The organism is Plantibacter sp. lyk4-40-MEA-4, assembly GCF_030209415.1.
GTDB lineage: Bacteria > Actinomycetota > Actinomycetes > Actinomycetales > Microbacteriaceae > Plantibacter > Plantibacter flavus_A.
Window position 1 is genome coordinate 69,083 of record NZ_JARVSA010000003.1, and the last position, 18,211, is coordinate 87,293.

General features: G+C 68.5%; 17 protein-coding genes. 4 read left to right on the forward strand and 13 right to left on the reverse strand.

What is annotated here, in order from left to right:
* Positions 1-2: 2 nt before the first annotated feature.
* The 6 genes from QRN44_RS05560 to QRN44_RS05585 all read right to left on the reverse strand — a co-directional run bounded on the left by QRN44_RS05560 (position 3) and on the right by QRN44_RS05585 (position 7,922).
* The gene (locus QRN44_RS05560; protein WP_175117008.1) at positions 3-2,315 is read right to left on the reverse strand and encodes an exo-beta-d-1,3/1,6-glucosidase; all 2,313 of its coding nucleotides are present in this window, start codon (positions 2,313-2,315) and stop codon (positions 3-5) included.
* A complete protein-coding gene (locus QRN44_RS05565; RefSeq protein WP_285038503.1) occupies positions 2,312-3,364 on the reverse strand; it encodes an ABC transporter permease in 1,053 nt (350 codons plus the stop codon). Before QRN44_RS05565 ends, QRN44_RS05560 begins: the two co-directional genes overlap by 4 nt.
* 1 nt (position 3,365) lies before the next feature.
* A complete protein-coding gene (locus QRN44_RS05570; RefSeq protein ID WP_064297072.1) occupies positions 3,366-4,349 on the reverse strand; it encodes an ABC transporter permease in 984 nt (327 codons plus the stop codon).
* Positions 4,346-5,161 carry an ABC transporter ATP-binding protein gene (locus QRN44_RS05575; protein ID WP_285038504.1) on the reverse strand — a complete coding sequence of 272 codons (816 nt, stop codon included), beginning with the start codon at positions 5,159-5,161 and terminating at the stop codon, positions 4,346-4,348. Before QRN44_RS05575 ends, QRN44_RS05570 begins: the two co-directional genes overlap by 4 nt.
* Positions 5,158-6,030, reverse strand: coding sequence for an ABC transporter ATP-binding protein (locus tag QRN44_RS05580; protein ID WP_175117005.1), 873 nt, complete (start codon positions 6,028-6,030; stop codon positions 5,158-5,160). Before QRN44_RS05580 ends, QRN44_RS05575 begins: the two co-directional genes overlap by 4 nt.
* A 233-nt stretch (positions 6,031-6,263) precedes the next feature.
* The gene (locus QRN44_RS05585) at positions 6,264-7,922 is read right to left on the reverse strand and encodes an ABC transporter substrate-binding protein (RefSeq protein ID WP_285038505.1); all 1,659 of its coding nucleotides are present in this window, start codon (positions 7,920-7,922) and stop codon (positions 6,264-6,266) included.
* Between the two features lie 132 nt (positions 7,923-8,054).
* Here QRN44_RS05585 and QRN44_RS05590 point away from each other — a divergent pair, with 132 nt between their 5' ends.
* The 3 genes from QRN44_RS05590 to QRN44_RS05600 all read left to right on the forward strand — a co-directional run bounded on the left by QRN44_RS05590 (position 8,055) and on the right by QRN44_RS05600 (position 10,919).
* The gene (locus tag QRN44_RS05590; protein WP_064297068.1) at positions 8,055-8,702 is read left to right on the forward strand and encodes a TetR/AcrR family transcriptional regulator; all 648 of its coding nucleotides are present in this window, start codon (positions 8,055-8,057) and stop codon (positions 8,700-8,702) included.
* A 92-nt stretch (positions 8,703-8,794) separates the two neighbouring features.
* Positions 8,795-9,226, forward strand: coding sequence for a hypothetical protein (locus QRN44_RS05595; RefSeq protein ID WP_285038506.1), 432 nt, complete (start codon positions 8,795-8,797; stop codon positions 9,224-9,226).
* A 421-nt stretch (positions 9,227-9,647) separates the two neighbouring features.
* On the forward strand, positions 9,648-10,919 hold the full coding sequence (locus tag QRN44_RS05600; RefSeq protein ID WP_285038507.1) for an HNH endonuclease signature motif containing protein: 1,272 nt from the start codon (positions 9,648-9,650) through the stop codon (positions 10,917-10,919).
* Positions 10,920-11,725: 806 nt separating this feature from the next.
* On the opposite strand, the gene QRN44_RS05605 is transcribed toward QRN44_RS05600, so the two are convergent.
* Positions 11,726-12,331 (reverse strand): maleylpyruvate isomerase family mycothiol-dependent enzyme, encoded by a 606-nt coding sequence (locus tag QRN44_RS05605; RefSeq protein ID WP_285038508.1) that lies wholly within the window; start codon positions 12,329-12,331, stop codon positions 11,726-11,728.
* Positions 12,332-12,351: 20 nt separating this feature from the next.
* Positions 12,352-12,924 carry a YdeI/OmpD-associated family protein gene (locus QRN44_RS05610; RefSeq protein ID WP_285038509.1) on the reverse strand — a complete coding sequence of 191 codons (573 nt, stop codon included), beginning with the start codon at positions 12,922-12,924 and terminating at the stop codon, positions 12,352-12,354.
* A gap of 85 nt (positions 12,925-13,009) precedes the next feature.
* Here QRN44_RS05610 and QRN44_RS05615 point away from each other — a divergent pair, with 85 nt between their 5' ends.
* Complete coding sequence (locus QRN44_RS05615; protein WP_285038510.1) at positions 13,010-13,972, forward strand: proline dehydrogenase family protein; 963 nt, start codon at positions 13,010-13,012, stop codon at positions 13,970-13,972.
* Here QRN44_RS05615 and QRN44_RS05620 read toward each other — a convergent pair whose 3' ends face one another.
* The 5 genes from QRN44_RS05620 to QRN44_RS05640 form a co-directional block, all read right to left on the reverse strand.
* On the reverse strand, positions 13,973-14,512 hold the full coding sequence (locus QRN44_RS05620; RefSeq protein WP_285038511.1) for a flavin reductase family protein: 540 nt from the start codon (positions 14,510-14,512) through the stop codon (positions 13,973-13,975).
* A 92-nt stretch (positions 14,513-14,604) separates the two neighbouring features.
* Complete coding sequence (locus QRN44_RS05625) at positions 14,605-15,702, reverse strand: type I restriction endonuclease (protein WP_285038512.1); 1,098 nt, start codon at positions 15,700-15,702, stop codon at positions 14,605-14,607.
* 78 nt (positions 15,703-15,780) lie between these two features.
* Positions 15,781-16,203: an HIT family protein gene (locus QRN44_RS05630; protein ID WP_121291690.1), complete on the reverse strand. Its 423-nt coding sequence runs from the start codon at positions 16,201-16,203 to the stop codon at positions 15,781-15,783.
* Positions 16,204-16,243: 40 nt separating this feature from the next.
* The gene (locus tag QRN44_RS05635) at positions 16,244-16,750 is read right to left on the reverse strand and encodes a DUF6328 family protein (RefSeq protein ID WP_064297063.1); all 507 of its coding nucleotides are present in this window, start codon (positions 16,748-16,750) and stop codon (positions 16,244-16,246) included.
* A 70-nt stretch (positions 16,751-16,820) separates the two neighbouring features.
* Complete coding sequence (locus QRN44_RS05640) at positions 16,821-18,155, reverse strand: APC family permease (protein WP_121291348.1); 1,335 nt, start codon at positions 18,153-18,155, stop codon at positions 16,821-16,823.
* Positions 18,156-18,211 lie beyond the last annotated feature (56 nt).

Here is an 18,211-nt window from a genome sequence, read left to right on the forward strand (position 1 = left end):
GCTCAGTCGGTGATCGTGAAGCGGACCGCGTGCAGCGCATCGGCCCGTGACGAACCGCCCACCCGCAGCTCGAACTCGCCCGCTTCGACGACCCGCCGTCCCCGCGCGTCGACGATGGAGCAGTCGGCGACGGGCAGTTCGATCGTGACCGTCGTCGTGTCGCCCGGTTCGATCGCGACCTGACGGAACGTCTTCAGTTCCTGGTCGGCCCAGCTCACTGACGTGACGAGGTCGCTGACGTACACCTGCACCGTCTCGAGGACGGAGCGCGAACCGCTGTTGTGGACCTCGACCTCGGCACGCACGGTCTCGTCACGTCCGTAGACGGCCTGGTCGAGGCGCGGCTGCCCGTACTCGACGCTCGAGTAGGAGAGCCCGTCGCCGAACGCGAACGCAGGCTCCTGGGTGAGGTCGGCGTAGCGGTCGCCGTGCTGGCCGCGGATCTGGTTGTAATACGTCGGCTGCTGGCCGGCGTGCCGCGCGAAGGAGATCGGCAGGCGACCGGTCGGCTCGATGAGACCGAGCAGGAGTTCCGCGATCGCCCGACCGCCCTGCATGCCGGGACTGGCCGCCCACACGATCGCGTCGGCGTGCAGCGCGGACGGCGGCAGCACGAGCGGCTTCGAAGCGAGCAGGACCACGACGAGCGGCTTCCCGGTGGCGGCAAGGGCGTCGAGCAGGGCCACCTGTGCGCCGATGAGCTCGAGCGTCGCGGTGGAGCGGCCCTCCCCCACGAGCTCGATGCGGTCGCCCACCACGGCGACGACCACGTCGGCGTCCTCGGCCAGTGCGACGGCTTCCGCGATGAGCGCCTCGTCCGGTCGCGCGGGCGTGACGAGCGGCGGACGCGGCTGGCCGTCGGGGAAGGTCGCCCCCGCGGGATCGGGCGAGAGCGTGAGGATGTCCGCTCCGAACGCCGTCGTGACCGTGCTCCCGGCGGGTGCGACCGCACGCAGGCCGTCGACCACGGTGGTGATCATCTCGCGCGGCTGGCCGTCGGGCAGCCAACCGGCCTGGCCGGAGTTGCCCGCCCAGTCGCCGAGCTGCATCTGCGCGTCGTCCGCGAGCGGACCCACGACGGCGATGCGCTGCGGCCCGGCCTCGGACGTCGCGATCGCCCTGCCTGCCTCGTCCGCCCGGTAGCCGCCGGCGAGCGGCAGCACGCCCTCGTTGCGGAGCAGGACGAGCGAACGCCGCGCGGTCTCGAGGTTGAGCTCGGTGTGCTCCGGCGAGCCGATCACCGCGAGCTGCTCCGCGGCGTCCGGGTGCCGCGGGCGCTCGAACAAGCCGAGCGCGAACTTCAGGGTGAGGATGCGACGGACCGCCCGGTCGAGGTCGGCCTCCTCGAGCAGGCCGCGCTCGAGCGCTTCCAGGGCGCCCTCGAAGAAGCCAGGGGTGGTCATCACCATGTCGTTGCCGGCGCGGATCGCGGCAGCCGAGGCGTGCACGTAGTCCGGGCTGACGTGCTGCTCCCACACCATGCGGCCCACGTTGTCCCAGTCGGTGATGAGCGTCCCCTCGTACCCCCACTCACCGCGCAGGACGTCGCCCAGCAGCCACTCGTTGACCGTGATCGGCACCCCGTCGATCGACTGGTAGCCGAGCATGAAGCTGGCGCACCCCTCGCGGGCGACCCGCTCGAACGGCGGGAGGAACCATGACCGCAGTTTGCGCGGGGAGATGTCGGCCTCGCTCGCGTCGCGCCCACCCTGCGTCTCGGAGTAGCCGGCGAAGTGCTTGGCCGTCGCGAGGATGGCGGTCGGGTCAGACAGGCCGTCGCCCTGGTAGCCGCGCACCATCGCGGAGGCCAGCTCACCGATGAGGAACGGGTCCTCACCGAAGGTCTCGCCGACGCGGCCCCAGCGGAGGTCGCGCGCGATGCAGAGCACCGGCGAGAACGTCCAGTGGACACCCGTCGCGGCGACCTCGACGGCCGTGGCCCTGGCGACCCGTTCGAGCAGCTCGGCGTCCCAGCTCGCGGCCATGGCCAGTTGCGTGGGGAAGATCGTCGCGCCGAGGTGGAAGGAGTGCCCATGGATGCAGTCCTCCCCCACGATCAGCGGGATCCGTAGTCGCGTCCGCCCGACGAGTTCATGGGCGACCGCGAGACGCTCCGGTGACGCGTGCAGGATCGAGCCGACGTGGGTCTCGAGCACGTGCGCCTCGATGTCGTCGCGGGCGTCGAGCTGCATCATCTGGCCGACCTTCTCCCGGACGGTCATCCGCTCGACGAGGTCGTCGACACGGGCCGCGATGGGCAGCGTGGCGTCGAGGTAGCGGGCCGCGTCGAGGTGACGGGTGGTGTCGGTCTTCATCGTTCGGTCGCTCCAGCGCGTTCGGTGTGGGTCGTGTCGGTGGTCGTGGACGGGCCGGCCGGCTCGGTGCGGACGGCGGTGACGCTCGCCCCGGGCTTGATGCCGCGCTTGCGGAGGGCCCTGGCGCGTTCACCCGCCGAGCGGAGCCTCGGGTTCACGTACTCGTCGATCCCGAAGTTGATGAGCGACAATGCGACACCGAGCAGGGCGATGCACACACCGGCGGGCACGTACCACCACCAGAAGTCGGGGAACGCACCGTTCTGCTGCGCCCAGAACAGGATGGTGCCCCAGTTGAGGTTCGTGATGGGGATGACACCGATGAACGCGAGCGTGGTGAGCCCGAGCACTGCCGCGGTGACCGTGCCGACGAAGCTCGAGGCGATGATGGCGGTCAGGTTCGGCAGCATCTCGACGGTGATGATCCGGAAGAGGGACTCCCCGTTCGCCTTCGCCGCCTGGATGAAGTCCCGGTTGCGGAGCGACATCGTCTGCGCGCGCAGCACTCGCCCGCCCCATGCCCACCCGGTGAGCGCCAGGACACCGGCGATGAGGAACAGGCTCGGGTTGTCGTACTGGGACGCCACGATGATCATGAGCGGGAGACCCGGGATGACGAGGAAGACGTTCGTCAGCGCGGACAGCGACTCGCTCGTGAACCCCGAGACGTACCCGGCGGTGACGCCGATGGCGACGGCGATGATCGTCGCGAAGATGCCCGCGAGGAAGCCGACGAGGAGCACGCCGCGGGTGCCGTAGATCAGCTGGCTCAGGACGTCCTCGCCCATGTGCGTGGTGCCGAGCAGGTGCGCGGCGGACGGAGCCTGGCGCAGCGCGGTGAAGTCCTTCTCCAGTGGGCTGTACGGCGCGATGAGGTCGCCGAAGACCGCGACGAGGACGAAGAAGCCGAGGATGCAGAGGCCCGTGATCGACTTGCCGTTCCGGAACATCGCGAACGACGACGCGAACCGTGCGGCGACCGAGCGGCCGGCCGGCGTCGGTTTGGGCGCCTCAGCGGTGGCGAGGGCCTCGGTGGTGGGGATGGTCATGTCAGGACTCCATCTGGCGGGTGCGGGGGTCGAGCACCGCGTAGGCGACGTCGGCCAGGATGTTCGCGACGAGGACGGTGAGGGTGATGACGAGGAAGAGCCCCTGCATGAGCGGGTAGTCCTTCGCCGTCGTGGCGTCGAGCAGGAGCTTGCCGACGCCCGGGTAGGAGAAGACCATCTCCATAACGATCGTGCCGCCGACGATGAAGCCGAGCGACAGGGCGAAGCTCGACAGCTGCGGCAGCATGGCGTTGCGTGCTGCGTAGTCGACGAGCACCCGGCGGGTCGGCAGGCCCTTCGCCTGGGCGACGGTCACGTAGTCCTCGTCGAGGACGGTGACCATCATGTTGCGCATGCCGAGGATCCAGCCGCCGAGCGAGGCGAGCACGATCGTCGCCGCCGGGAGGAAGCCGTGCGCGATCACCTGCCCGATGAAGTCGAGCGAGAACTCCGGCCTCGATCCCTTGCCGTAGGCGTGGGAGGCGGGGAACCAGCCGAGGAGGGTGGAGAACACGGCGATCGCGATGAGGCCCATCCAGAAGTACGGCACGGTCGAGAAGAAGGTGGACAGCGGGACGATGAAGTCCGCCTTGCTGCCGCGTCGCCAGCCGATGAGGGCGCCGATGGAGGTGCCGAGGACGAACGACAGGATCGTCGCGATCCCGACGAGGCCCACGGTCCACGGCAGGGCGGCGGCGATCACGTCGGTGACGGGTGCGAGGCCCTTCGAGAAGGACCGTCCGAGGTCGCCCGAGAACAGCAACCGCCAGTAGTCCAGGTACTGCTCGAGCATCGACTTGTCGGCGTCGAGTCCGAACAGGGTGCGCAGCGAGTCCGCGGCCTCGGGGCTGATGCGGCCCTGGTTCTTCGCGATGTACGCCGAGACGGGGTCGCCCTTGAGCATGCGCGGCAGGAAGAAGTTGATCGTGATCGCAGCCCACGCGGTGAACGCGTAGAAGGCGGCGCGACGGAGGAAGAAGGTCATGGTCGGCTCCCTGCCGATTCGGAGAGCGCGTCGCCCGCGAAGTGGCGGTCGGGGTCGGGTGACGCGTTGCGGAGGGCGAGCGTGTAGGGGTGCTGCGGGCGGAGGATCACGTCGTCGGCCGGGCCTCGCTCGACCACCTCGCCGTGGTGCAGGACCATGATCTCGTCGCTGAAGTGCCGCGCGGTCGCGAGGTCGTGCGTGATGTAGAGCACGCCGAGTCGCGACTCGCGCTGCAGCTCGGCCAGGAGGTTGAGGACGCCCAGCCGGATGGAGACGTCGAGCATCGAGACGGGCTCGTCGGCGATGAGGAGGGACGGACGCGACGCGAGCGCACGGGCGATGGCGACCCGCTGGCGCTGACCGCCGGACAGTTCGTGAGGCCGACGGTCGATGGTGCCGGCGGGGTCGAGCTGCACGCGCTCGAGGAGGCGGTGCACCTCGTCCTCGACCTCGGCCTCGGGGACGACGTGGTCGAGGCGCAACGGCCGCTCCAGGTGGTGACGGATCGTGTGCGACGGGTTCAGCGAGGCGAACGGATCCTGGAAGACCATGCGGACCTGCTGGCGGTAGCGGCGGAGTGCACGACCACGATGCGGGATCGCCTTCCCGTCGAGCAGGATGTCGCCGCTCGTCGCCCGTTCCAGCTGGGTGAGGATCTTCGCGATGGTCGACTTGCCGCTGCCGGACTGTCCGACGAGGGCGAGCGTCTGGCCGGACCGCAGGGTGAAGCTGACGTCGTCGAGCGCGAGCATGTGACCGGAGCCACGGACCCGGTACCGTTTCGACACGTGGGAGAACTCGAGAGTGGTCATGCGGTCGCTCCTGCCTGGGTGGCCGACGTGGCGGCACCCGTCCCGCGGACGAAGTCGCCGCGCTCGCCGGTGAGGCTCGGGAAGGACGCGAGCAGCTTCCGCGTGTACGGGTCCTTCGCCTGTCGGTAGATGCGTTCCGCCGTGTCGATCTCGACGAGCCGACCGGCACGCATGACGGCGATGCGGTCGGAGATCTCGAGGAGCAGCGGGAGGTCGTGGGTGATGAAGATGACCGAGAACCCGAACTCGGTGCGGAGCTCGGAGATCTGCTGGAGGATCTCACGCTGCACGAGCACGTCGAGCGCGGTGGTCGGCTCGTCCATGATCATCAGCTGCGGCTTCAAGGCGAGCGCCATCGCGATCATGACGCGCTGGCGCATGCCGCCGGAGAGCTCGTGCGGGTAGGACTTCAGGCGGTCGCGGCCGACCCCGACGATGTCGAGCAGCTTGCCGGCCTCCTCGCGGCGTTCGGCTCGCGACATGCCCCGGCGGTGCGTGGTGAAGACGTCGTCGAGCTGCCGCCCGATCGAGGTGACCGGGTTGAGGGCGTTCATCGCGCCCTGGAACACCATGGAGGCCTTGTCCCAGCGGAACGCGCGCATCTCCTCCTCGCCGAGCAGGCCGAGGTCGATGTCCTCGCCGGACTCGTCGTGGAAGACGGCGGTGCCACCCGTGATGACCGCCGGTGGTTTGAGGAGCCGTTGCAGGCCGTAGGCAAGGGTGGTCTTGCCGCAGCCGGACTCGCCCGCGAGGCCGAGGATCTCGCCGCGGCGGAGGGTGAGCGAGACGTCGCGCACGGCTTCGACGGGCGGTTCCACGTCGTAGGTGACGCTGAAGGAGGACACCGTCAGCAGGTCGTCGTTGGTCACTGCATGAGTCCGTTCTGTGCTGATGAAAAGCGGCGCCGGACCGTCGGCAGGTCGTCGTTGGTCACTGCATGAGTCCGTTCTGTGCTGATGAAAAGCGGCGCCGGACCGTCAGCAGGTCGTCGTTGGACACTGCATGAATCCGTTCTGTCGCTGGTCGCGGTGCATGCCGTTGCGCATGCGGGAGATGACGGGCGGGGCGGATGAGCGCCCCGCCCGTCGGTGGGACGCCGTGCCTACTTCGCGGCCTTGAGCTGCGTGAGGATGTAGACCGCGGTCGGCTGCGTCGGGTCGGCGGGCGCGTACGGGTCGTCCTCGCTCGGCCATCCGGTGTAGTTCCGCGTGTTGTACGAACCGATGAACGGGCGTGTGCCGATCGGCATGGCCGGGACGTCGGAGACGAAGAGCTTCTGCACGGTCTCGAGGGCGGCTGCGCGCGTCGCGTCGTCCGTGGCGTTGGCGTAGGCCGCGAGCGCCGCGGTGGCCTCCGGGCTGTCGTACCGACCGAAGTTGAAGTCGGCCGCCTGGCCCTCGGCGACGAGCCAGCGGCCGTCCATGATGTCGGAGTACAGGTCGTACGGCGTCGCGCCGGTGTCGGTCCAGTGCAGGATGGCCTGGAAGTCGCCGTCCGACTTCGCCGCCCACCAGGTGTCCTGGTCGGGGGTGTCGACCGTGGCGGTGACGCCCAGCGTCTTGACCGAGTCGGCGATGAGGCTGATGCCGGTGACGTAGTCGTTCCAGCCCTGTGGCACCGACAGCGTGAAAGTGACGGCCTCGCCGGACGGGTCGGTGAGGACGTCGTCCTCCCAGGTGTAGCCGGCGTCGGTCAGGACCTGCTTCGCGGCCTTCGCGTCGACGGTGTAGTCCTCGCCCTCGAACTCGGAGGCGATGAACGCGTCACCCGCCGGGGTCGGGAGGCCGGTCACCGAGCTGAGCTCGGGGACGCCGCCCTCGCGGGCGATCTGCTTGTGCTGCTCGCGGTCGATGACGAGGTTCACCGCCTGGCGGAACGCGGGGTCGTTGAACGGCTTCGTCTGCGTGTTCACGAACATCGCGTCGACGGCGAGACCGGCGGCCGCCCAGTAGACGTTGTGCTCTTTGTCCTTGTCGAGGTACGCGGACTGCACGTTCGGGATGAACGCCTGCGCCCAGTCGGCGTCACCGTTCGCGAGCGCGGTGGTGAGAGCCGTGTTGTCGTTGTACGACACGTAGTAGAGCGTCGGCACGGCCGGCTGCTCACCCCAGTAGTCGTCGCGGGCGGAGAGCTCGACGCTCTCGGTGCTGAAGCTCGTGAGCGTGTACGGGCCGGTGCCGACGGGCTCCGGGTTCTCGAAGGTGGCGGGGTCGTCGACGGACTCCCACACGTGCTTCGGGACGATCTGCTTGAGGAGCACCTTGTCCTGCTTCACGAACATGGGGTTCGCGAACGAGAGGGTGACGGTGTCGCCCTCGGTCGCGACCGTGGTGAGGCCGAGGGCCGAGTTGTCGAGTTCGGGGTGGTCGATGAACTGCTGGAAGGTGAACGCGATGTCGTCGGCGCTGAACGCCTCGCCGTCGTTCCAGGTGACGCCCTCACGGGCGGTCAGCGCGACGGAGGTGTAGTCGTCGGACCAGGCGATCTCGGACGCGAGCCAGGGCTTCACCTCGGCACTCGGGTCGACGAGGTTGACGATCGCGAGCGGCTCCAGGATCGCGTTGATGTAGCCGAGCTTCATGGCGGACGAGTCGCCGACGTAGGGGTTGTTGGACTCGGTGGCGATCGAGCCGTCCGGCTTCGCGATCGTCAGGGCGGCGCCGCTCTCGGGGCCGTCGCTCGACCCGCCGCCACCGGTGCATCCGGTGAGCAGCAGGGCTGTGGCCGCGAACGCGGCCAGCAGTGGGGTTCTCAGCTTCATCGCTTTCTCCTCTTGGGTGTGCGCTGCGGCAGTGCGGCGCAAGTCGGGATTCGGTGATAACTTACTGACCATTCAGTAAGTTGGCAAGCGCGGTAGTGTCGGGCGCATCGAGGCCCCCGCGGAACGGACACCATGAGCACGGTGAAACGACAGAACACGGTGAAACGACCGGCCCAGCCACGCCCGGCGACCGTGGCGAGGCGAGCCGAGGTCGTCCGCTCCGCGTTGGACGTCTTCGGCGCCAAGGGGTACGCGAACGGCACGCTCATCGACATCGCCGAGCTCGTCGACATGACGCCGGCGGGCATCCTGCACCACTTCGGGTCGAAGGACCAGCTCCTCCTCGAGGTGCTCAGCTACCGCGACGCGACGGACGTGCAGGATCTCGACGACCAGCACATCCCCGGCGGCATCGACCTGTTCAAGCACCTGATCCGCACTGCCGCCGCGAACGCGCAGCGCGCCGGGATCGTGCAGGCGTTCGTCGTCCTGTCGGCGGAGTCGGTGACCGAGGACCACCCGGCCAGGCACTACTTCGACGACCGCTATCGGACGCTGCGTCGGGAGATCGCGGAGGCGTTCGAGGTGGTGTGCGCCGAGCGGGGCGTCGATGCGCCCGAGACGATCCACCGTGCGGCGGCGTCCATCCTCGCGGTCATGGACGGATTGCAGGTGCAGTGGCTCATCGACCCGGCGGACGTCGATCTCGCCGAGACGAGCGAGTACGCGATCCGGGTCATCGTCGAGTCCGTACTCGGTCCCGGCGCGCTGGACGACTGAGTCGAATCCGCACCCCACGTCCCCACCGCGAGGGCTACCGTGAGAGGCGGAGCCGGGCAGGACTCGGAGACGGTGATCGGAAGGACGTCGACATGGCCGAGAAACAATCGAGCACGAAGAGCGGATTCAGCGCCGAGGAACGCGCGGCGATGAAGGAGCGCGCCAAGGAGCTGAAGGCGGCCGCGAGTCGCGAGGAGGCCCTGCAGGCCGTCGTCGACGCGATCGCCGACATGGAGGACGCCGACCGCGCGATCGCCGAGCCGTTGCACGAGCTGATCATGAGCGGCGACTCCGGCCTCGCGGCCAAGACCTGGTACGGCATGCCCGCCTACGTCGGCGCCGACGGCAAGGCGGTCGTGTTCTTCCAGGCGGCGGCGAAGTTCAAGGCGCGCTACGCGACCATCGGGTTCAACGACTCCGCGAAGCTCGACGACGGCGACCTGTGGCCGACCGCTTTCGGTGTCACCGCGTGGAACGACGCCGTCGCGAAGCGTGTCGCGGACCTGCTCGCCCGGGCCGTCTGACCCCGTCCGGCCGCTCATCGAGTGCCCTCCTCCGATCCCTGAGCCCGTCGAAGGGCACACGAGCAACCCCACGAATCCGGCACCCCTCCTCCGATCCCTGAGCCTGTCGAAGGGCACACGAGTCACCTCCCAATCCGGTGATCTCCTCCCGGTCCCTGAGCCTGTCGAAGGGCACACGAGCAACCCCACGAACCCGGCACCCTCCCTCCGGTCCCCGAGCCTGTCGAAGGGCACACCAGCAACCCCACGAATCCGGCACCCTCCCCCCCGGTCCCTGAGCCTGTCGAAGGGCACACGGAGAACCCCACGAACCCGGCGCCCTTCCCCCGGTCCCTGAGCCTGTCGAAGGGCCCACGAGCAACGTCCACAACCGGTGCGACTCGGCATCTGGAATGTCAGTGGTCCATGATGGACTAGTCCCATGACCGAGACCTCCTCCGCCGCGATCCGCGTCGGCGACGAGTACGCCGCGCAGCTCGCGGAGTTCTCAGGCGAGTGGGCGGAGCTCCACCGGCAACAAGCCGTCCTGGACGCACGCGAAGCGCGCCTCCTGGCCCGCTCCGCCGCCTACGCGGACGCCTTCGCCGACTCGGTCGTTCCGGCCGTGTTCCCGCCGGCCGAGCGCCAGGCGCTCTCGCGTCGCTCGACGTGTGCGGCCCTCGCGATGGCGACGCGCACGCCCGAGCAGACGGTCCAGCGGGCGACCAATGACGCCGAACGTCTCGTGAACGACGCCCCATCAGTCCTGGCGTCGCTCGAGGCGGGCCGTATCTCGGCGCGGCACGCACAGACGATCATCGACCAACTCAGTGACGTCCCGGTCGCAGGGCGGGCGGCGTTCCTCGCGGAAGTCTTACCGATCGCGGAGGAGTCCACCAACGCGAACCTTCGCAGGCGCGCCCGCGTCCTGCGCGAACGACTCCACCCCGAGTCCATCACCGCCCGAGCAGTCCGCTCTGAGGCCGACCGCCGCGTCGAGTTCGAACCGGCCGCTGACGGCATGGCGTGGGTGCACCTGTTCACGACGGCGCCCATTGCGCAGGGCATCGCCGAGCGCATCGAAGCCGCCGCGGCCGAATCGCGCCAGGCCGGCGACACCCGCACCTGCGCACAATTGCAAGCCGACGCCCTCGCGGCCCTCGCCCTCACCGGCGTGACCCCGGAAGACGTTGCGTCCAGCCCGGTGCTCCCGCACCCGATCGAGGTCCAGGAGCACATCAAGCCGACCGTGCAGATCACGGTCCCGGCACTGAGCATGGCCGGTGCCTCTGACGCCCCGGCGATGCTCGACGGGTACGGCCCCATCGACCCGGAGACCGCGGCCCGGATCGCGGTGAACGCGCCCAGCTTCACCCGGATCCTGGTCCAGCCGGAAACGGGTGCGGTTCTGTCCGTCGGCCGGCATCAGTACCGCGTTCCGGCCGACCTCCAACGGGCAGTGCGGTTGCGGGACGGCACCTGTAGGGCACCGGGCTGCGGCAGACGCGCCAGAGCCTGCGACCTGGACCACTCGGTCGCGTGGGAAGACGGAGGCACGACAGATGTCGCGAATCTCGCCTGCCTGTGTCGACATCACCACCGTATGAAGCACCTGCCGGGTTGGAACCTCGACCATCAGCCGGGCGGGGTCCTCGAGTGGACGACACCCGACGGCAAGCAGTATCGGACCGAGCCAGATCCTGCACCGTTCTGACCCCCGCCGGTCCCTGAGCCTGTCGAAGGGTTCCACGCGGGCACTTCGACAAGCTCAGTGACCGGAAGAGGCGTGCCCGGAACCAGTTCGGTCCCCGAGCCTGTGGAAGGGCAGCCAAGCCGCACCGCCTCAGTCGATGGAAGAGGCCCACCCGGATGAATCCGGTCCCTGAGCCTGTCGAGGGGTCCCTTCGTGCGCACTTCGACAAGCTCAGTGACCGGGAGAAGTGTGCCCGGAACCTGTTCGGTCCCTGAGCCTGTGGAAGGGCGGCTAAGCCGCACCGCCTCAGTCGATGGAAGAGGCCCACCCGGATGAATCCGGTCCCTGAGCCTGTCGAGGGGTCCTTCGTGAGCACTTCGACAGGCTCAGTGACCGGGAGAAGTGCGCCCGAACCGTCTCGGTCCCTGAGCCTGTCGAAGGGCAGCCGAGCCGCGCAACCTCGGCCAACCGAAGAGGTTCAGCCGGATGAACCCGGTCCCTGAGCCTGTCGAGGGGTCCCTTCGTGCGCACTTCGACAAGCTCAGTGACCGGGAGAGGTACACCGGGATGGCCCCCGGTCCCTGAGCCTGTCGAAGGGCAGCCGAGCAGCGCAACCTCGGCCAACCGAAGAGGTTCACCCGGATGAACCCGGTCCCTGAGCCTGTCGAAGGGTTCCTCGTGAGCACTTCGACAAGCTCAGTGACCGGGAGAAGTATGCCCGAACCGTCTCGGTCCCTGAGCCTGTCGAAGGGGAGCCGAGCCGAGTCACATCAGTGCCCGGGAGCAGCCTGCCCGTGCAACTCCGGGCCCCACGCCCCGCCCCGCGCTCACCTTCCGGGCAGAGCAGGCCCGGTCTCTCGCCCTGACACCGCGAGCAGCAGGTCGAGCGCCGATCCCCGGACCTCCTCGCCCTCACCCCAGCTCATGCCGGCGTCCTCGGCGACGAGCCGGACGCCCTGGGCGCGTTCCTTGCCGCCGCCCATCGAGACACCGGTCCGGAGCTGGTACTCCAACGCCACCATGACCGCTGCTGTCGGGTACCCCGCGCGGATGCCGAGCGGCCGACGGACGTCCTCGCCGTGCACGATGGCCTCGACGAGCCTGGTCGCGCGGTTCGCCGGCGGAGTGCACGTCAGCTCGGTGGCGTCCGCCAGAGCCCGGAGCGTCTCCTGTGGATCGTTCCTCCGCTCCCGCTCGACCCCGTGTGCGTTGTCGAGGTCGAAGTCGAACCGCGCGGCGACGAGTCGTCGGACGAATCCCAGCCGCGTCGTCTTCGCCGAGTCGACGAGATGGGCCACGACATCATGCACATCCCATCCCGTGCACAGCGACGGCGTCGCCCACTGCTCGTCGTCCAGCACCGACAGATCCGCGACCAGCCGCCGACGTTCTTCGTGGACGACCGGCCAGACGGTTCCCGGTGAAACCCGCATCCCCGCCGATCCACTCACCATCAGCGGTAGTGCTGCTCGCCCCGGGCAGCCTTCTCGACCACGTCGGCGATGCGCGCCGCCCTGATCGCGGGCGTCTTGATGTTGCTCAGGCGGAAGAAGACGCGGAAGCGGTCGGTGCGGCCGAGCGTCGCGAAGTACGCCGCCGCCTCGGGGTTCGCATCGAGCGCCGCCTGGAGATCATCCGGTGCGACGGCGTCCTTCTGCCGGTACGCCACATCCCACCGCCCGTCGGCCTTGGCACGCTCGATCTCCGCGAGCCCGGCAGGACGCATCCGCCCCTCCTCGATGAGGCGGGCGACGTGCTCCCGGTTGATCTGCGACCACGGGCTGTTCTTCCGCCGCGGCGTGAACGCCTGCAGCGTGTAGTCGTCATCGAAGCGTTTGCTCTGTCCGTCGATCCATCCGTGGCAGAGGGCGACGTCGAGCGCCTCCGACCAGGTGATCCCCGACGCCTTCGAGGTCTTCTTCCGCAGCTTCAACCGAACACCCGCGTCGCTCGGCGCGCCGGAGAGGTAGGCCTCCCACTCATCGAGCGTGAGGTCCAGGATCGGTTTCTCCTCGAAGCTCGCCACGCAAGCGAGCGTAGCGCGCACGGGCGACGCAGCCCAGACCTCGGTGCCGTCCGGACCGTCACCCGGGACTGGATAGGGTCGGAGCATGCTGATGAACGACGAGACGCTGTCGCGCGCCGCCGACACCCTGCGAGCCTGGGCCCTCGACGAGGACCTCAAAGCGCGAGTCCTCGCTCACCCGGAGTCCGCCGCCGTCGCCAAGCGGGCCGCCCTGCGATACATCGCCGGCGAGGACGCGGACTCGGCTTTGCGGCTCCTCGAAGCGAACGCCGATCGTGGGCACCGTTGGAGCATCGAGCTCGTCGGCGAGTCGGTCCGCGACGCACGCGTCGCCGACGAGCAGACCGCCGAGTTCGTCGACCTCGCCCAGCGGATCGGTGCGGCCGACCAGACCGCGACGATCTCGCTCGACCTCTCCCACATCGGTTCAGTCGTCTCCCCCGAGCTCGGCCTGCGCAACGGCCTCGCGCTCGCGCAGGCGGCCCGGGACGCCGACACCTCGCTCATGATCTCCGCCGAGGGTTCCGACCGCACGGACCTCGTGTTGTCCATCTACGAGCAGATCGCCGACGCCTTCCCGGAGACCGGCGTCACCCTGCAGGCGAGGCTGCACCGCACCCCCGCGGACCTCGACCGCGTGATGGATCGACCCGGGTCGATCCGCGTCGTCAAGGGCGCCTTCCTCGAATCGACCGAGGTGGCCCACCCCCGCGACTCCGCACCGATGACCGCCGCCTACATCAGCATGGTCACGCGACTCGTGGGGTCGGGTCACCGTGTCAACGTCGCCACCCATGACGCGAACCTCGTCGCCGCACTCGAGGGTGCGCTCGGCGACGATCTCCGTCAGCCGCACGTGGAGTTCGAGATGCTCCAGGGACTCGGCATCGAACTCCTCGACGACCTCCGCCGCCGCGGGTTCACGACGCGCGAGTACCTCGTCTACGGACCCGAGTGGTGGCTCTACGTCCTCAACCGGATCGCCGAGCACCCCGAGCGGGTCATCGAGGCGATCGCCGACATCGGCCCGATCGCGCTCCTCGCCTGATCAGCCGAGCGGGTCGGACTCCAGGCGGTGGAAGTTGCGGTTCTGGTAGACGAGCGCCGGCGCGTCCGTGCCGGGCGGGATGACCTCCAGTACCTCGGCGATGACGAGCATCGAGCTGCCGGCCGGGACCGTCTGCACGATCCGGCAGCGCAGTGCCGCCCGGGCGCTCGGCAGGTAGGGCTCGCCGGTCGCGAGTCGCTCCCAGTGCTGTTCCGGCGTGAAGCGCGGCTCCCCCGTCTTGGCGAACGCCTTCGCGACCTCCAGGTGGTGGTCCGCCAGGAGGTGGACGACGACCGTCCCCGCACTGAGCAATCCGCCCGCGGACCCCGTCGCTCGCGTGACCGAAAAGGACAGCATCGGCGGGTCGACGGCCACCGATGCGACCGATGACGCCGTCAGCCCGACGTCTCCGTAATCGGTCGAGGCACTGATCAGTGCGACGCCGGCCGGGTGGTCACGGAACGCCGTCTTGAACCCGTCGACGGTCGCGGCGCGGGCGAGGGCATCGGGATCAGCGGACGGCGTGGTGGGAATGGTCATGCTTCAACCGTAGAACCTCAATCGGTCTTGAGGTCAACTCAAGGCGACGACTCCGAGGATGTGACTCGCTGCCGCACCGTCTCGCTCGGATTTTACGCGGACAGCCTCCGGACACTCGCCCGAATGTACTCTGCGTGCTCGTAGATGCTATCGAGGGTCTCCAGCGGGTATTTTGTCTCGACCTTCGCCTCATCGAAGAGGCCGAGGTACTTCTGCTTCTTCCCGTTGAACCAGAGACGGGCGATGGGTTTGCGGTTGTTGTCGTCGAGCAGAATCGCGAAGTACGACTTCGCGTCGCGGTGGACGATTCGTTCCGGCTTCACTTCGCTGCAGGCGATTGCCTTCACGATCTGGTAACCCTCGAGTTCCTCGAGCGTCGTCTCGATCTCAGTATCGCGGTCGAGATCGCTCTCCGCGACGCCGGCGCTCGCAACCGACTCGGCTGGCGCTTCTGCTCCGAGAGGTGCACTATACGATGCTCCGAGAGCCGTCTTCAACCGATCGTTCACCTGTTCATTCAGGAACTGCTTCGACGCTTTCGCGACGAGCGTCGTGAACTGTGTGCGGGCGTCCTGGGTAAATCGACCGTCATATACACGAGAGGTGAACAGCCGGACGAAGTCCTCCTCGGGCTCGCGGAACTGGGCAGCGATCGAACGCTTGAGTGCGCCGACGTACTTCAACTCCTCAGCAGCGCTGATGACCGAGTCGAGGTCGAACACCTCCTTTGTGAGCTTTCGCAGCTCAGGCAGAAGCGTCTCGTCGATGTCCGCGAGATCGAGGACGAGGAACGGCCGATCGTCCATCTTGTTCGGAGAGTCGAGGTCGGTGTAGAAGTTGTACACCTCACCGTTGGTGAGCACCGCGATCCGTGCGTTCGTCACAGAGAAGTACCGGAACAACTGCGAAGCATGCTCGATCTTGAGCGGCTCGGCGGACTTCTTGCATTCGATGAGGATCTGCACCTCGCCGTCGCGCATAATCGCGTAGTCGACCTTCTCGCCACGCTTGACCCCGACGTCGGCGGTGAACTCGGGCACGACCTCCATCGGGTTGAAGACGTCGTAACCGAGAATCGTCGAAATGAACGGCATGACGAATGCGTTCTTCGTGGCTTCTTCTGTCTGGATGGCCGCCCGCTGATTGCGGACCTTTGTGGCCAAGGCGGCCAGACGCTCTTCAAACTCCATTGTTCCTCCTGGGTCAGCATCACCATAGTTGGTGCACCGACTCGTTCATGGGAACTTGAGACCGCGGCTGGCTGGTCCTTACTCGAACATCTCCGCGAGGAGCTCGTGCGGGTCGCCGTCGACCCGGTGCTCCGAGCGGCCTTCGGGCCAGAACGTGACCCCGTCGTCATCCCAGCACGGGACGACGTGGAGATGGAGGTGGGGGACGCTCTGCCCGGCATCGGCACCGGACGCGCTCAGCACGACGACGCCGGTCGCCCCGAGCGCCGCCCGCATCGCGCGTCCCACCCGCTGGGCGAGGGCCGTCGTCGCCTGGAGCGCTCGCGGGTCGGCGTCCAGCAGCCCGACGCTGTGCGCTCGCGGCACCACCAGGGTGTGGCCGGGGGCGAGCTCCGACTCGGGCAACGGCCGGAAGGCGACCGCCTCGTCCTCGCGCTCCACCCAGATGATGTCGTCGGGCTCGTCATCGATGATCCGGCAGAACGTACACGTTTCGGGCATCGTCCCATTCTCGGGGCTCTGGACGGGCACGTCCATCACCTCAGGACACGCGGTCCCGCGCACCCCGGATCACGCGGGGGCCGACCAGCCACACCAGCCCGATGAGGACGACCACCGCGCCGCCCGCCCACAGCCCGACCTCGGGCGATGCGACGAAGTCGAACACGAACAGGACGATCCCCGCGAACAGCAGTGAGGCCGCCCCGAGGCAGACCATGAGGATCCGGCTCGAGAGCCGCACGAGCTGCGGTTTCGCCTGCTGCCGGAACACGAGCCGGTGCATGATGACCGGCGCGAGCGCCAGGAGCGTCACCGTCACGGCCAGGACCACGAGACCGAGGTACAGCACGTGATCGAATCCACTGAGCTCGGTGAACCGCGCCTGGAACGGCAGCGTCAGCAGGAATCCCGCGAGGATCTGCGTGCCCGTCTGCAGGACGCGGAACTCCTGCAGCAGCTCCGACCAGTTGCGATCGGAGCGCTCGTTCAGCGTCTCGTCGCGGCCGTCCCCGGGCAGGGCGTCGGCCGGGTCATTCGCGGCAGGCATCAGCCGACCTCGTCATCCGTCATACCTCGTCCAGATCGCATGGACGGATGGTACCGCCGTCAGACGCTCCTCACGCCGCTTCCGGCGCCTTCCGCCGACGCACCAGGCGCGTGATCGCGTAGAGCACCACGCCGACCGCGACGATGATGCCGCCACGCAACCAGACCTCGGCGCTCTGCTGCGTGAGGAGGACGAGGCACGACAGGACCGCGAGGACCGGCAGGACCGTCCACGCACGGAAGTGGGCGTGCTCGACGTGCTCACGCCGCAGGACGAGCACCGCGATGTTCGTGCTGAGGAAGACGATGAGCAGGAGCAGGACCACCGTCTCGGCGAGCGTCGCGATACTGCCGGTGGCCGTGAGGACCATCGCGACACCCGTGGTCACGACGATCGCGACCCACGGCGTACCGCGCTTCGGCAGCACCTTCGTGAAGACGCTCGGCAGCAGACCCTGCGAGCCCATGCCGTAGGCGAGCCGGCTCGACATGATCATCGTGAGCAGCGCACCGTTCGCGACCGCCACGAGCGCGATGATGCTGAACAACCAGGCGGGGATGCCGACGCCGGTCGCCTGGATCACGGTCAGGAGCGGACCGGTCGATTCGCCGAGCTCGTCGGAGGGCACGGCGATCGAGGCCGCGGTGCCGACGAGGACGTACAGCACACCCGCGGTCGCGAGGGCACCGAAGAGCGCCTTCGGGTAGACCCGCGACGGATCCTTGACCTCTTCGATGACGTTCGCGCTCGTCTCGAACCCGACGAAGGAGTAGTAGGCGAGCAGAGCCGCGCCGAAGACGGCGATGACCGGGCTGCCACCCTCCGCGAACTGCGTCGCACGACCGAGGTCGCCCCGGCCTCCGCCGAGCATCATCGCGACCGCCACCACGACGAGGACGAGGCCGGTGGTCTCGATCATCGTCATGACGAGGTTCGCCCGGACGGACTCCTTGATGCCGCGGGCGTTGATGAGCGCGATCACCAGGAGGAACAGCACGGCGCCGAGGACCGGTGGCAGGTCGACGAAGGTCGCGAGGTAGTCACCGGCGAAGGCAAGCGCCAGCCCGGACGCACTCACGACACCCGCGGCGAGCATGCAGTATCCGACGAGGAAGGAGACGATCGGCCGCTTGTAGGCGCGCTCGGCGAACACGGCCGAACCACCCGCCTTCGGGTACTTCGTGACGAGCTCCGCGTAGGAGGCCGCGGTGAGCAGCGCCAGCAGCAACGCGACGATCATCGGGACCCAGGTGACCCCGCCGACCTCTCCGGCGATCTGGCCGATGAGGGCGTAGATACCCGCGCCCAGGACGTCTCCGAGGATGAACAGGTAGAGCATCTTGCCGGAGATGTCGCGTTTGAGCGTGGACGGAGGATCAGCCCTGGTGGTGTCGGTCGAGGTCATCCGCGCAACGGTACGGCAGCTGTGGAACCCCGCCCCGTGCTTGCTATCGCGGCGCG